General features: G+C 39.2%; 16 protein-coding genes and 1 pseudogene. 2 read left to right on the forward strand and 15 right to left on the reverse strand.

Annotated features, from left to right (window positions below; genetic code table 11):
• From ACQKNS_RS20425 to ACQKNS_RS20440, 4 genes are all read right to left on the reverse strand, one after another.
• Entirely contained in the window at positions 1-1,365 is a 1,365-nt protein-coding gene (locus tag ACQKNS_RS20425) for an aspartate aminotransferase family protein (protein ID WP_427645090.1), read from the reverse strand.
• 179 nt (positions 1,366-1,544) lie between these two features.
• Entirely contained in the window at positions 1,545-1,874 is a 330-nt protein-coding gene (locus ACQKNS_RS20430; RefSeq protein ID WP_076366028.1) for a hypothetical protein, read from the reverse strand.
• Between the two features lie 220 nt (positions 1,875-2,094).
• Positions 2,095-3,069, reverse strand: coding sequence for a S66 peptidase family protein (locus tag ACQKNS_RS20435; RefSeq protein WP_427645091.1), 975 nt, complete (start codon positions 3,067-3,069; stop codon positions 2,095-2,097).
• A gap of 322 nt (positions 3,070-3,391) precedes the next feature.
• The gene (locus ACQKNS_RS20440; RefSeq protein ID WP_427645092.1) at positions 3,392-3,559 is read right to left on the reverse strand and encodes a YjcZ family sporulation protein; all 168 of its coding nucleotides are present in this window, start codon (positions 3,557-3,559) and stop codon (positions 3,392-3,394) included.
• Positions 3,560-3,866: 307 nt separating this feature from the next.
• Between ACQKNS_RS20440 and ACQKNS_RS20445 the strand changes: the two genes are divergently transcribed.
• Positions 3,867-4,955, forward strand: coding sequence for a GDSL-type esterase/lipase family protein (locus tag ACQKNS_RS20445; protein WP_427645093.1), 1,089 nt, complete (start codon positions 3,867-3,869; stop codon positions 4,953-4,955).
• 55 nt (positions 4,956-5,010) lie between these two features.
• On the opposite strand, the gene msrB is transcribed toward ACQKNS_RS20445, so the two are convergent.
• Both msrB and msrA read right to left on the reverse strand, forming a co-directional pair.
• Positions 5,011-5,439 (reverse strand): peptide-methionine (R)-S-oxide reductase MsrB, encoded by a 429-nt coding sequence (msrB, locus tag ACQKNS_RS20450; RefSeq protein WP_034307536.1) that lies wholly within the window; start codon positions 5,437-5,439, stop codon positions 5,011-5,013.
• Entirely contained in the window at positions 5,429-5,920 is a 492-nt protein-coding gene (gene msrA / locus ACQKNS_RS20455) for a peptide-methionine (S)-S-oxide reductase MsrA (RefSeq protein WP_427645151.1), read from the reverse strand. Before msrA ends, msrB begins: the two co-directional genes overlap by 11 nt.
• A 237-nt stretch (positions 5,921-6,157) precedes the next feature.
• Here msrA and ACQKNS_RS20460 point away from each other — a divergent pair, with 237 nt between their 5' ends.
• Positions 6,158-6,871, forward strand: coding sequence for a DUF4397 domain-containing protein (locus tag ACQKNS_RS20460; protein WP_427645094.1), 714 nt, complete (start codon positions 6,158-6,160; stop codon positions 6,869-6,871).
• Between the two features lie 188 nt (positions 6,872-7,059).
• Here the strand turns inward: ACQKNS_RS20460 and ACQKNS_RS20465 are convergent.
• The 9 genes and pseudogenes from ACQKNS_RS20465 to ilvA all read right to left on the reverse strand — a co-directional run.
• A pseudogene (locus ACQKNS_RS20465) lies at positions 7,060-7,817 on the reverse strand (AraC family transcriptional regulator); the annotation flags it as partial.
• A 210-nt stretch (positions 7,818-8,027) separates the two neighbouring features.
• Positions 8,028-8,612, reverse strand: a complete 585-nt coding sequence (locus ACQKNS_RS20470) for a YpmS family protein (protein WP_427645095.1) — start codon at positions 8,610-8,612, stop codon at positions 8,028-8,030.
• Positions 8,609-9,451 (reverse strand): SGNH/GDSL hydrolase family protein, encoded by an 843-nt coding sequence (locus ACQKNS_RS20475; RefSeq protein ID WP_427645096.1) that lies wholly within the window; start codon positions 9,449-9,451, stop codon positions 8,609-8,611. The genes ACQKNS_RS20470 and ACQKNS_RS20475 overlap by 4 nt, the downstream gene beginning before the upstream one ends.
• Before the next feature lie 292 nt (positions 9,452-9,743).
• Entirely contained in the window at positions 9,744-10,334 is a 591-nt protein-coding gene (locus ACQKNS_RS20480) for an SCO family protein (protein WP_427645097.1), read from the reverse strand.
• Between the two features lie 151 nt (positions 10,335-10,485).
• A complete protein-coding gene (locus ACQKNS_RS20485) occupies positions 10,486-11,328 on the reverse strand; it encodes a DegV family protein (RefSeq protein ID WP_427645098.1) in 843 nt (280 codons plus the stop codon).
• Between the two features lie 223 nt (positions 11,329-11,551).
• On the reverse strand, positions 11,552-11,815 hold the full coding sequence (locus ACQKNS_RS20490; protein WP_427645099.1) for a DUF2535 family protein: 264 nt from the start codon (positions 11,813-11,815) through the stop codon (positions 11,552-11,554).
• Between the two features lie 135 nt (positions 11,816-11,950).
• Positions 11,951-12,697, reverse strand: a complete 747-nt coding sequence (gene tatC / locus ACQKNS_RS20495; RefSeq protein WP_427645100.1) for a twin-arginine translocase subunit TatC — start codon at positions 12,695-12,697, stop codon at positions 11,951-11,953.
• Between the two features lie 85 nt (positions 12,698-12,782).
• Positions 12,783-12,974 carry a twin-arginine translocase TatA/TatE family subunit gene (tatA, locus tag ACQKNS_RS20500; RefSeq protein ID WP_034307557.1) on the reverse strand — a complete coding sequence of 64 codons (192 nt, stop codon included), beginning with the start codon at positions 12,972-12,974 and terminating at the stop codon, positions 12,783-12,785.
• 194 nt (positions 12,975-13,168) lie between these two features.
• Positions 13,169-14,437 carry a threonine ammonia-lyase IlvA gene (gene ilvA, locus ACQKNS_RS20505; protein WP_427645101.1) on the reverse strand — a complete coding sequence of 423 codons (1,269 nt, stop codon included), beginning with the start codon at positions 14,435-14,437 and terminating at the stop codon, positions 13,169-13,171.
• Positions 14,438-14,546: the final 109 nt, after the last annotated feature.

Consider the following 14,546-nt stretch of genomic DNA (forward strand, 5'->3'; position numbering starts at 1 on the left):
CTACGACTCACTTCCTTGTTGAGATGGCCTTTTACCTATCGATTCATTAAATTGCCAAAAGGTTATATCGACCCTCATTAACAATTCAGCACACTCCTCTTCCGATATCGTTAACGGCGGGGAGATGATGATCGCTGATCCTGTTACACCGTCAAGTCCTGCAGTTGCGGGATAAAGAAGTATTCCATTCCTCATTCCCAATTCAATGATTTCATTCGTCACGTCTGCCTCCTTCGGAAATGTGGCCTTCGTTGCTTTATCTTGGACAAATTCGATGCCTATCAATAAACCTCTCCCGCGTATATCACCGATAAAGGAATACTTCCTTGCCAACTTTTTCAGGCCCCTAATCAGGTAATTCCCTCTGTCGGCTGATTTTTCGACAAGTTCATTCCTTTCGACATATTCTAAAACGGCCAAAGATACCGCACACGATAACGGATTTGCACTTAGAGTGTGGCCACCTATAATTGACTTCGAGCCTTTCATTATGGGCTCCATCACGTTTTTGGTCATTACTGCGGCCGCTATCGGTGTATACCCCCCGCTCATACCTTTACCAAATGTTACGATATCAGGCTCCACATCCCAATATTCGGAAGCAAGCATCTTACCGGTACGTCCAAATCCGGTCATTACTTCATCCGCAATGAATAAAATATCATTCTCTTCGCAGATTTTCTTGAGTTTTCGAAAATAACCATCTGGGGGAACAATGGCCCCTCCGGCTGCGCCGATAACAGGTTCTGCAATGAAAGCCGCTATATTTTCACTGCCAATACGCCGGATTGATGCTTCCAATTCCGAAGCACAGGACATTCCGCACGTATGTGGATCAAGTTGAAGTGGACATCGGTAACAATAGGGAGGAGAAACAGAAGGATATGATTCAAGCATAGGAGTAAATCTTTCCCGGCGAATCGGATGACCAGACATTGAAAGAGCTCCCATCGTAATGCCATGGTAGCTCATCCATCTCGATATGATTTTCTGTTTCTTTGGCTTTCCTTTTTCCTGCCAATGCTGAATGGCAATTTTCAATGCCGTTTCAGTCGCTTCGGAGCCGCTGTTGACAAAAAAGCTGTATGTCAATTCCCCTTTGGTCATTTCTGCAATTTTTTCGGCAAGTATCTCTGCAGCATCGCTGGTAAATTGGGAACGATATACAAATGAAACCTGTTTAGCCTGTTTTACCATCGCTTCAATGATTTCCTGTACCCCATGCCCTATATTGGCTGTAACAGCACCGGAAGATGCATCAAGGTATTGCTTTCCATCTTTGTCGTATAAAAACACTCCCTGACCATGACTGATAGTCGGGTAGGCTCCTCCCAGCACCGGTTTGATCAATGAAGACTGCTCCATAAGCCCACACACTCCTTCTCTTTAAAAACAAAAGCAATATAGTAAAGTGTATGTCCAGATGAAAGCAATCTTGCTAAAGAAATTGGCATAAGCAGTTAAGGATAAATTTCTTGCTTTCATGGGTGATCGTCCAAAAAAGGCGAAAAAAAAAGTGTATCCGCGAGAGATACACTTTTTTCTTACAATGCGCTATTTAGTTTTTCTTCACGAATTGACTCCAAAAAACTTTCATCCTTTAAAACAGCCAGCACATTTTTATAAAATGCAGTTTTATCGATAACTGAAGTATGCACATATTCATACTCTTTTAAAGACGGATGACGTAAAACATTTTTCATGCAGGAATGACAAACTTTTTTAGTTCCTAACTTATAATAGTTCAAGTTACTTGCATCCCCATTAGAAGTATCTTCGTTACATACGAAACATGTATGGCTCACACGGCCTTTTTTATTATACTCGGCCAAAGCCCCTTCTAAACGAATGGATGCTGGAATTGTTAATAACACATAATCACCTTTTCTATTTTAAATCTCTTAGTATTATATCAGAAAAATAAAGAATTTGAACTATTAGACTCATATTCCCTGATAATGCTTGTAAAATAGGACTATTTCCAGAGCTGACAAGAGGAAAGACTCCTAAAATTCACCCTAATGCAAATATAATCATACATATCCCGAACAGATTAAAACACCGTCCACTTTTGAACGGCGTCTTCAAACTGTGTCATGGATTGATCTGGATCGTCGCTTTTCCGTTCTCCACCTTCATTACTGCCTTTGAACCGACCGGCACCGTTACAAATGGATGAACATGACCAAAGTTGGCATTAGCGATCACGGGTATGCCATTTATCTCCTTTTTGGCAGCAATGATTTCCTGCAACGCATATTCAGTCATGCCTGAATCCTTTTGGAAACGGCCGATGACGATTCCTTTAATCCCACTTGCACCTGGCTGATGGAGCAAGGATTGTAAATCCCGGTCAAAACTGAATGGATGGCTTTCTTCGTCATCTTCTATGAAAAGGATACTGTCCTTTAAAGATGGCATGTATTCTGTACCTTGTAATAGATTGAGTGTACAAAGATTTCCCCCAATGATCGTCCCATCAGCTTCACCTTCCTGAATGACCATGTATCCAGCATTCGGGTGAAAAGTGCGGTCATCCTGTTCTAAATGCCAAGAATCATCACTCCACGTTTCACTTGGGTCAAGATAAAAGCCTTCACTTTCCATTAAAGCCTTTTTAAAATATTCCATCGTATATTCCAGACCAGCCTTCATCCCGAACGTCGAGAAATGAGGACCTGTATATGTAGTTAAGCCTGTCTTATTATATATGGCCAATAAAATTGCGGTTATATCACTATACCCCATCAGCACTTTTGGATTTTCCTTAATCAAATCATAGTCGATATACCGTAACAATTGGTTAGCGTTATATCCCCCGATGGCTGTAAAAATCCCCTTCACATTCGGATCCCTGAACGCATCATGCAGATCCTCGATCCGGTCTTCGATCGAATTCGAGAAAAAGTCATCATGGAACAAAGCCGTTTCACCATATGTCACTTTAAAACCAAGCTCAGTCAATCTTTCTTCTGCCAATCTTCGTTGTTCCCCTTTGACGATCGCCAAGCTTCTTGAAGGAGCGATTACGCGAATTTCGTCCCCTGCTTGTAAACGGGAAGGTTTCATATCTTTATCCCCCTAAATTAATTACATTCTTTCGTTATTTTAGCAGAAATGGTGAACAAAGAAAAACCTAGACCCTTAATGCCTTTCACACAACCTATTTTCCCTTCCAGATTGGCCTGATTCCCCCATCAATGGCATCCTATCGTCATTTCCCGTCTTGCCATATTCAAGATGGAAATAGGAATGGTTATGTATCTCCTGTCCCATTTGGATTACATGTTTTTTCAGTCAGGCACCTGGAGTCTAAAAGGTCCACCGACACCCCACCCATTTCTTTACATAAAGAAAAGACCAGCTTTCAACTGGTCTTTGGGTTATTGTCTTAGCAGCAGAATGAAGCACCGATGATAATCAATAGAATGAACAAGACAACGATTAATGCGAAGCCTGATCCAAATCCGCAGCAACCGCCGCCGAATCCACCGCCGCCATATCCACATCCACCATAACCGAACCCTGGTCCTGCAGCATTTCCACCATATCCGTACATTAAGTTTCACTCCTTTTAGAATTCTGATTTCTCTTTACACCTTACCATATGTCAATACGCCCGCCTCGGTCTGTGCATTTGCCTATTTTTCTGGATTTAAGAAAAAACTTAAATCAACACCATCTTCACCGCTCTTCATTCAATGTCTGAAATACCACGATTAACCATGAAATATGTCAAAAAAACGTTTTATATTTATTGTGTTACTTCAAAATTGGGATATAATAAGGAAAAAAAACAATTCTTAGCCTTTTTATGCTATCTCATACCTACATGGATACATTAAAGGCAATACGGGGGAACATAATTGAAAACGAACGCAAAATCCTTCATCCCTTTCGCTGCAATCGCCACAATCCTTCTAATCAGCTATATCCTTCAAAAAGTCCCTAAAACATATGGATCAGATGATTCGATAAATGTTTATCAAAAATTCCAATCAGGCCAGCCCATTCAGTATCTCGTCATTGGCGACAGTATCGGAAGAGGATCCGGAGCTGAAAATCCTAATCTAACATGGTTCAAACAGTTAGAAAATAAGATGAATGACGCCGATGATATTCGTTTACACGGCGACTATGTGGTCCAAAGCGGATCCACCGCTTTTGAAGGCCTGTTCAAGCTTTCCCAAAGAAGGGAGCATGATCATAAAGATCTGATTTTTTTCGTTTTTGGTGAAAATGACCGCAAATATATGAATGTCGATGATTTTACCATGACATATGAGGCGTTAATGAGGAAGGCAAAACGTCTCCATCCTAATGCTGAACTATTCACAATTACAGAGAGTTCCTTGAAATATGAGGAATTTGCAACAGCCATCGGACTTTTATCAAAACATTACGGGGCAACGAATGTGGATATGCGACCAATATTCAAAAGTTCAGGATATACGGAAAAACAGCTGACCAGGGATTTGGTTCATCCAAATGGGCTTGGTTATAAATTATATGCTGATGCCATCTATGATCGGTTCCTGGATAACATCAAACGGGAAAAGGCTGTAGCCGGCCTTCCATCTAAGCTGCATGCCCGTTCTGGATTTGAATTATCGGAAATTGACCACTATGAAAAAATGAGCGGTTTCCGTCCAAGGGGCGGCTATTTCACTAGTAGTGAAAAGGGCAGTGTGATTGAATATACCTTCAATGGAAGTATGCTTGGTGTGAAACTGCTTAGAAGTCCTGATGGCGGGGAAGTGAATGTATGGATCGACGGAAATGAAGTCACGACTTTGAATACATGGTGGCCATTTGCCCGTGAAAGATATTTATTTGTCACGAATGGACTTCGTCCCGGTGCACATACTGTCCGTTTTGAGGTGACTGGCAGGACTAAAGCAATGGAACTTACCACCATTCCATATGTCCGGATCGCATCAATCATCACGGATTGAATCCCAACTGAAATTAAAATAACCCCCTATCAATTTCTGATAGGGGGTTTTCCAATCAATCAAAAAGCTTTTTGTATTCTCCGTATCCTTCTTTTTCAAGATCTTGGAGCGGGATGAATCTTAATGATGCAGAATTGATGCAATAGCGTAATCCCGAAGGTCCCGGACCATCATTGAAAACATGACCCAGATGGGAATCGGCCGTTTTTGAGCGAACTTCGATCCTTCTCATACCATAACTCGTATCGAGGTTTTCCACCACTTCCTCTTCTTTAAGCGGTTTAGTGAAGCTTGGCCAACCGCAGCCTGAATCGAACTTTTCCTTTGAAGTGAAAAGAGGATTGCCTGAAACGATATCCACATACAATCCTTCCTCCTTCAAGTTCCAATATTCATTGTTAAAGGCTGGTTCCGTTCCATTATTTTGCGTGACTTCATATTGAATCGGAGTGAGTTTCTTTTTTAATTCTTCTTTACTTTTCATTTCTTTCCCCCCAATGATGTTGTATGAATGCTTTGCGTCCTGAGCCGATCGAATACCTTTCATAATGTTCAGGTTGCTTTTTATAATAGTGCTGGTGGTATGTCTCAGCTGGATAAAACGTTTTGGCTGGTATTACCGGAGTTACAATCGGTCCAGAAAATATCCCGCTCGCCTGCAGCTTGGCCTTGGATGCTTCTGCAATTTCCCGTTGGTTTTCGTCATGATAAAAAATGGCCGTTTGATATGAACTTCCACGGTCATAAAATTGCCCGCCAGCATCTGTCGGGTCAATTTGCTTCCAAAACAACTCGATTATCTTCTCATATGGATATACACTTGGATCAAAGGTGATCTGAACGGCCTCATAATGTCCCGTGGTTTCAGAACAAACCTCTTTGTATGTGGGATTTTCCGTAGTCCCGCCTGTATAGCCAGAGATAACGGATTCGATGCCAGGCTGTTCATCGAACGGTTTCACCATGCACCAAAAACATCCACCCGCGAATGTTGCTTTCTCTAATTGCTTTGTCAAATGAAAATCCTCCTTTTTTACAAACAATCCATTGAATGCATTTTAACGCTTTTAATTTACCCTGTAAAATAATATGCCGACCGAACCATTTACTATTATGATCCATTCCCTTTTTAAAAAGGAGACACTTGCCCGAGCATATAAACATAAGATAAGACCATAATGGGAAAATGAGAGGTGTTGGAAATGAGCGATTTACTATCGTCTTATAATAAAAACAGCGATCCGCAATTGCATGATTATTATTACCATAAGCAATTGAAAAGTCTCGAAAAAACAACACAACAATGGGGATTTGAACAAAAGGATGTCCTTTTGCATGCACATGTCCGCTTTTTACATGCTGCCCCAACAGCTCCCTCATTAGATGTTTATGTAAATAGTATGCTTATCCTCAAAAGCTTCTCATATAAAGAGAACAATGGTTATTTACCACTGCCTCCTGGCAAGTGCCAATTGGAGATTTACCGCAGCGGGCAAAGCACCTTACCTCTCTTAAGCGGTAAATTGGTTTTCGAAAGCGGGTGTGCCTATACCATTGCCCTAGCACCTATCCAGGCTAATGAAACGTTGAAGATGTTACCTTTCGAGGATGATCCATTTGTTCCTCCTAATGAAGCAAAGGTTCGATTCGTACAGCTTTCAGTTGATTTACTCCCTGTGGATATTGCCGTCAAAGATGGAGATGTCGTTTTTGATCAACTCCATTTCAGGAAAGCAAGCGAATATCTTAATATTCATCCCATGATAGTAGACTTCGAAGTGAGGATCGCTGGAACAAAAGAGATCGCACTCCCTTTGCCAAACAAGGCTTTCCAAGATAATACTCCCTCAACCATTTATATAATCGGATCGAATCGGGAATCATCCACACTAGAAACATTGACGCTCTCTCCATAAGCGGATAAAAAACCAGGATGCATCGATATATTTAGATAACAAAACATAGGATAGTTAGTCTATAAAGGGCGAATCATCCTTTTTTCATGATTCACAAAATGAATAACATTAAAAAATATGGATAAAAGCCGTTAAAATGGAAATAATAAGGTAACTTGCTAACTTGTTCCTTCTAGGAGGGAGGGCTGTTATTTAATTTTATTAATAAGTTTTTTATACTGTAAATCACCATAGCCTATTGTTGGGAAGTGGATAAATAACCTGTTAATCAATTGTGATTCAGGCAGGCTTTTATTTTTAGATATATAATTTGTTACTGGATTATCTTCATTTAACATTACTAAATACATGTCTATTGCCTGATACATTACTGGCCATACTTCAATTGATGTCTTTTTATGATTGAATAATACATCTTCATATACAGTTAAATAGCTGCCTAATCTAAGTTCAGTTTGCCTTACTATATTTTCATCCTCTCTAAAACTGTTCAAGAACACTCTACCGCTATAATTGGCCTGTTCAAGGTAAGCAAGGATTGTAAGAAGGTTCATTTGGCAAAACATATCGTCACCAAACCACAAAACGATGCATTCATAATCTTTGTTAAATAGATTATTTAATGGATCAATTACCTTATCGATATAATTCTCAACTAATTCATGGTGACCTATCGCCCTTGTTTTTATAAATTCCTCATTAAAAATGCTCTTGGTAGTGGCATTTACACACATTGCTTCGTTAAATGGAGCATAGTCTGTATTTCTCAATATTTTTTTATTTTTAAATTCATCATACATGGCTTGGCCATTCAATATATGGAGTACATATTCGTCAAACAACTCTCCGTGTTGGTTTTGTATCTGATCACCCTCGATTTTTCTCGAAAAATCCATTCTGCACCACCCTATTTTTTATGAATAGTGAGCTTATTGAATGATTGAACGGCATCTGTTAAGTGGAAATTCTCTAAAGTCTGTTCTTACCTTTTAATTTATCCCAGATATTGATAAGTAATCTATATAATCATCAAAGTTTTAGGTTTTATCAACCCAAAAAAAAGAACCACGCATTTTAGACATAACTAACATGCGTGGTCCTTTTTATCATCTTATATACAACACATCTAACCTGGTCTTTGATGCATTTATCGCTATCACTGTAAGGATGATGGAATGGTCAATAAAAATGAAATGTCATCATTTTCAAGGTCAAATTCTTTCGCCTTCACCCTAATATCACTTTTCAGTTCCATATCCTGTAATGACACATAAATACTTTCGTCATTGGGACTGATGCTGACCCAATCCGGCATGTTATAACGCTCATTTATTAAATTCATTACATATGAAACAGGAAGGTTCATTTTTCCGACTGCAATTGATTTTTGCTTTAAGATCAAATCCCCATTTTTTTGGGCAATTGGTTCAAAAGTCAATTTCATTTCCACTTCACGGTTGAAGAATGGCATCTTTCCATATAACTCGACTTCATCCGTTAGATACACTTCATAGTGTATGGATCCCGTCAGCCCCTCTTTATCCAGATACTGGTTGATTAATCTTGTCAAATCTTCCCGATTCGTGTGAACTTGAAATTGGATATCTTCTTCATGGCTTACTTTGGGTATCATCTCTTTATCTTTAGTCGGCAGATTAACTAAAATCGTTACAAACAGGATGACCAGGATGTTTAGGGCTAATAGGGAAATAAACAAAGTCTTCCATTTGACATTTGTCATTCTTGGTCATCATCTCCTTTGGCACTAGCTTCCAATGTGTCCTTTCCGATAGTGGTAATATCCATATCATTATAGATTCTTGTCGCGATTAATTCATATCCGCGGTCATTTGGGTGAAAATAATCCTCGGCATACAGCAAATCTTCTTCCGAATTTTCGAAAATGTCTGCTATATCAATAAAATAGGCTGAATCATATTCTTCGATAATCTCTTTCCCGCTTTCATTCCAATCATTCATGATCATATCAAGTTCATAAAAATCTCCGAACCATTTGGAAAATGGATTATAGACGCCCACAAGATAAATTTGCGCATGATCATTTTCGGAACGAACCTTATCAAGTATCTGCCTTAATCTTTTTTCATACCCTATTTTTGCCGAATCAAACTGATTCAGTTCCAAGTCCGAGAAATTCTGTTTAAAGACCTTCATGATATCATTTCCACCGATTGTGACGACAATCGAATCAGCTTGCTTTATGTCTTCTTTAATCCTAGCTTTATCCAGTCTTTTCAATAGTTGGTCGGTCCTATTTCCACGTATTCCATGATTAATCATCTCAACGGAAGTAATCGATGGCTCTTTTTCCAGCTTATTTTGTAAATAAGGCAGATACCCGCCATTATCTTTACTGTCACCGACACCTTGAGTCAAGGAATCGCCAATCGATACGATCTTCACAGGGTCGGGAAAAAAGCTGGCAGGAATGGTTTCCTTTTTACTCAGCTCAACTATGCTTTTCTGCTGAACAGATGGCTGATTTGAGGCCGTTTCACTTTGGCCGCAGCCTGAGATCCAAACTAGGCATATGAAAAGACAGGTGATTCTGTACCTCATGGCCCTCACCTTCCTACCCATATATTATATCATGCAGAAAACGAATGATTGCAAACAATATACCTTCAATTTCATTGTACTTTTAGCTTGAGCATTCCTTCCTATACAATATGAAAAATGCAGTGAATTAAAGCTAGTCCTATAAAAATTAGCATGTACTGAGCATGCAAAATCATTCTTCACTTCCGTTGTTTCTTCAAACAAATTGCCATATTTTCACCATCGCTAAAGCTTAAATGAATTCAGTATAAAATGATGGATGAAAACAGAAAGAACAGGTCATTCAACCTGTTCAATAATTCTGTAAAATTTTAATATGCTTAATGATTTCATCAAAGGGAATATCTTGCAGACCTGTATAATCCATGATGATCTTTCCTTCTTGATCAATGAGGAAAAAGCTGGTACCATGAATCACTTGATCTTCTGCTTCAGGTTTTTTAACGATCGTTTTAAAGTTATCCAATGCAAACTGCTCGATTTCTTCCTGACCATAACCGGTCAGAAAGTGCCAATTGCCGTAATCCACATTAAACTGGTCGCCAAACCCTTTTAAAACTTCAGGTTTGTCAATTTCCGGGTCCACGGAAAATGAAACGAACTCAACATCCGTTATCCCTTCATCCTTCAATTGCTGCTGCAGCTTCGTCATATTCGAAGTCATGGGGAGACAGACGGTCTCGCAACTTGTGAATATAAAATCCGCTACCCAAACCTTTCCTTTAAGATCGCTTTTTGAGAAAGGTTTACCCTCCTGATCTATGTAACTGAAATCTTCCAGGTCCCAATTTTTAGCATCAGGTACACCATTGGAACCGCATGCTGTCAACAGCAAAAAAATTGATGCCCCCATAGCTGCCATAAGCAAATGCAGCTTTCTCATCCCTACCCCGTCCTTTATGTATAAAATATTCTGTTACTTCATTTATTCTAACAGACCATTCGTAATGAGGACAGCAACTATTTCTACGAATTAAAGACAATTGTAAAAGTAATAAAACTCCGCCAGATGCAGTTTCAATGGTTCATCCGTATCAGTCCCAATAATACATGATTGCCATGGCGCCTTCACCTGTATGGGTGCTGACAACGGCCGTTGTTGCTTCTATCTTTATATCTTGATAACCTGTTAAATCAGCAATGGCCTGGCGGACCTTATCCGCTATTTCAAGACCATTCGCATGTACAAAACCAATGCCTCTAATTTTTTTGCCCTGTGTATCTTCTTTGAATTTCTTGATGATGAACTTCACGACCTGTGACTGGCTCCTGGCTTTGGATACAGGATTCAGTACGCCATCATCCAGAAGTGCAATCGGCTTTATGTGCAGCAATGAACCGATAAAAGCAGAAACTTTGCCAATCCTTCCACCCTTAACGAGGTTATCAAGGGTTTCTATGACAATGATTAAACTTGATTGCTTTTTAATATGTTCCAATCGTTCAATTATCTCAGCTACAGATTTCCCTTCCTTCGCCATCTTCGCTGCCTCGATCACCTGAAATGACATCGCTTTTGAGATGAATTTCGAGTCAAGAACTGTAACCTTCGCTTCAGACATGCTAGCTGCGCTTTCCGCCGAGCGAACTGTGCCGCTCATGCCACCAGTCATATGTATGGAAATAATCTCGCAGCCGTCTTTTCCGAGTTCATCATATACCTCCACAAAGGTGCCTACAGCTGGTTGTGAGCTTTTGGGCAGTTCTTTTGACTGGTTCATCCTTTTCAGGAATTCTTCTTGTTCGATTTCAACCTTATCCAAAAAAGTCTCCCCATCTATACAGATTGATAACGGGACCATTTTTATATCATAAAAGTTCAGTTCCTCTGGTGTCATATCTACTGTCGAGTCTGTTACTATTTTTACTTTATTCATCATTACACATCCCTAAATTAACATATCTATTGTATTATACCTATACAAGGTACGCATTCAAACTAAAGGTTTCTTTTTCACGTGAAGTGATACTTTCTTTAGTAATGATTACACAAAAAAAGACCGTTCCATGAGCTAACCTGAACACATGCCGATTCATTCGATATTGCATGGCATTGTGTCATCTCTTTTAACGGAGAAGTTAGCTATGGAATAGTCCGCATTAAGCATTATTGAGTAAACTTTCAAAAAAAAGCTTGTTATAAACGGGCCATTTGAGTACGGATGCTAAATAATGCTTAAATGAGTAATTTTCTTTATGATCTTTATTGGCAAAAACCTTCTTAACAAACACTTCCAAACGCACGGTCAACATAAAAAAATTCGGATCACTAGGCAGTAAGACAGGTATTTCTGAAATTGTGACCTTATGTCCAAAACAATCTTTGAATTCCAAGCATTTGAACATCAAAATATCAATCCTCATTTTTAACCGATTGCTTACATTATACACAATAAATCCAAAAGTATAAATATTCAAATGTGTAAAAAAACAGATAAATCAGATTGACTTTCATAAAAAAAAGACCCATAAGGGCAAAATGCCATTATGGGCTTTTTCTTATATACCTTCCTCATAGGTGTCTTCCCGTAAGCTTTCACGTTTCACCCTTCGTTTATAGACGACTTTTGATAACGAAATACTGATTTCGTATAATAATAGCAATGGAACCATCACCATAAAGTCTGACATAAAGTCAGGCGGCGTAATCGATATCGCTATGACAACCAATACAAAGTATGCATACTTCCTTAACTTTTGAAGCACATAAGGATTTATTATGCCAAGGGAAGTCAAAAACATGGTAACGACAGGAAGCTCGAATAAAACAGCAAAAGGTATCGTCATATTAAATACGAATGAAAAGTACTTATCCGCTGTAAAACTGGTTATGAACATCCCATCGCCCAGTTCAATCAAAAATTGAAGAATGGTCGGGAAGATGACGAAATAACCGAAAGCAAGCCCTCCGATAAAAAGCAGGAAAAGTGCTGGAATATAGGCAAGGGTAGCCCTTACTTCATTTGGCATCAAAGCGGGTTTGACGAATAACCAGATTTGCAGAGCAATTACAGGTATGGTTGCCGCAATGGCTACGACACCTGAAAGCATAAAGTAAATCCAGATAATATCACTCGGTCCCAAAACCATCAGGTCAAAATCGAGATCTTTCACGAACCAATTATAAATCTCCTCAACATAAATAAAACTGGCGATAAAAAAGATCAAAAAAGCAACAGCAGTAATGATGAGCCGTTTTCTCAATTCATCGAGATGATCGATGATATTTAATTCTTTATCTTCCAAAGTTGATCACGCCTTCATCTGAAAATCCGTATCTTTGTTCCAGCATAAAGGCGCAAGACGATTGCATCTTACGCCCAGCATTCAATCATTCATGATTTTTTTGTTGTAGCTTCTTATCTTCTTCATAATCACCTTTTGTTAAATCACTCGTGGACTTTTTAAACTCACGAAGTGTTTGCCCAAAAGCACGTCCGATTTCTGGAAGTTTCTTCGGACCAAAGATAATTAAAGCCAATATTAAGATGAGAATTAGACCAGGCACTCCAATGTTCGACATGGATACATCCCCTTTGGTGTTGTAATTAGACCTACTTCGATTATAATACCATTTCCAACCATTTGAAAGGGAACTGACAATTCGTCATAGAATGGTAACAATTATCGACAGTATGCCCATATACGACTGGACAGGCAGAATAAAATGTAAAAACATAGGTATTATTCTATCCTAATTTAACATTTAATCCATGATTAAATCAATAAGTGAAATAAATTACTGTCCTTATTTACCTCCACGAAAGAGAATCCTTTCTTGTTCATCCTCTGAATAAGCCCTTCATAATCATTTTTATCTTTTAGTTCTATACCAACAAGGGCAGGCCCGCTTTCTTTATTATTTTTCTTCGTATATTCAAAACGGCTTATATCGTCATTCGGTCCTAACACCTCATCAAGGAATTCCCTTAAAGCTCCTGCACGTTGTGGGAAATTCACGATAAAATAATAAAGCAGCCCTTCATATAATAAGGATTTCTCCTTAATTTCCTGCATACGCCCAATGTCGTTATTCCCTCCGCTGACCATGCATACAACCGTTTTGCCTTTGATTTGTTCTTTGTATAAATCCAACGCGGCTACAGATATGGCCCCTGCCGGTTCGGCGACAATCGCATGCTGATTATATAAATCAAGAATGGTCGTGCAGATTTGGCCCGAAGGTACGACAACGATATCTTCCAGGTTTTCCTTACAAATCTGATATGTCAACTGTCCCACACACTTGACAGCTGCCCCGTCAACGAATGTATCTATGTTTTCTAGTTCAGAAACCTTTCCTTCCTTGAAGGAGTATTCCATCGAAGCGGCACCTTGCGGCTCAACTCCAATGCATTTCGTATTTGGGGAAACCGAATTGAAATAACTCGATACTCCGGCCATTAAACCGCCACCGCCCATTGCGGCAAATACATAGTCGATTCCATCTTCACAATCATTCAGGATTTCTACAGCCGTTGTACCCTGCCCTGCGATGACCTTTTCATCGTCAAATGGATGGATAAAGGAACGCTCTTCTTTTTCACAGCATTCCATCGCCATGGCAAATGCATCATCGAAAGTATCCCCGACTAGGACGATTTCCACATTATCCCTTCCGAATAACTGCACTTGATCGACTTTTTGCCTTGGAGTTGTAGCAGGCATATAGATTTTCCCATGGATACCTAATTGGCTGCAGGAAAAAGCTACGCCTTGTGCATGGTTTCCTGCACTTGCACAAACGACTCCATTCTTCGTCTCTTCCTCGGTCAGGCTTTTCATTTTATAGTAAGCCCCTCTTAATTTAAAGGAACGTACGTGTTGTAGGTCCTCGCGTTTTAAATAAACATTACAATCATATTTTTCAGAGAGCCTCTGATTTTTTTGTAAAGGAGTATGCAAAACGATTTCTTTCAGTTCTCTATAGGCAATTAGAATATCTTCCAATTGAATCCCCCTATTCTTAGATGCAGTCTGATTCATAACAATCCCTCATTTCCTTCCTTAATGAATTCAATCATTATAGCACTTTACTGTTATTAATGTAATTGATTTTTCTAAAAATTCTTGCTTTTGTTCGTTCCATACCAAA

The organism is Peribacillus sp. NPDC094092, assembly GCF_050279365.1.
Lineage (GTDB): Bacteria > Bacillota > Bacilli > Bacillales > DSM-1321 > Peribacillus.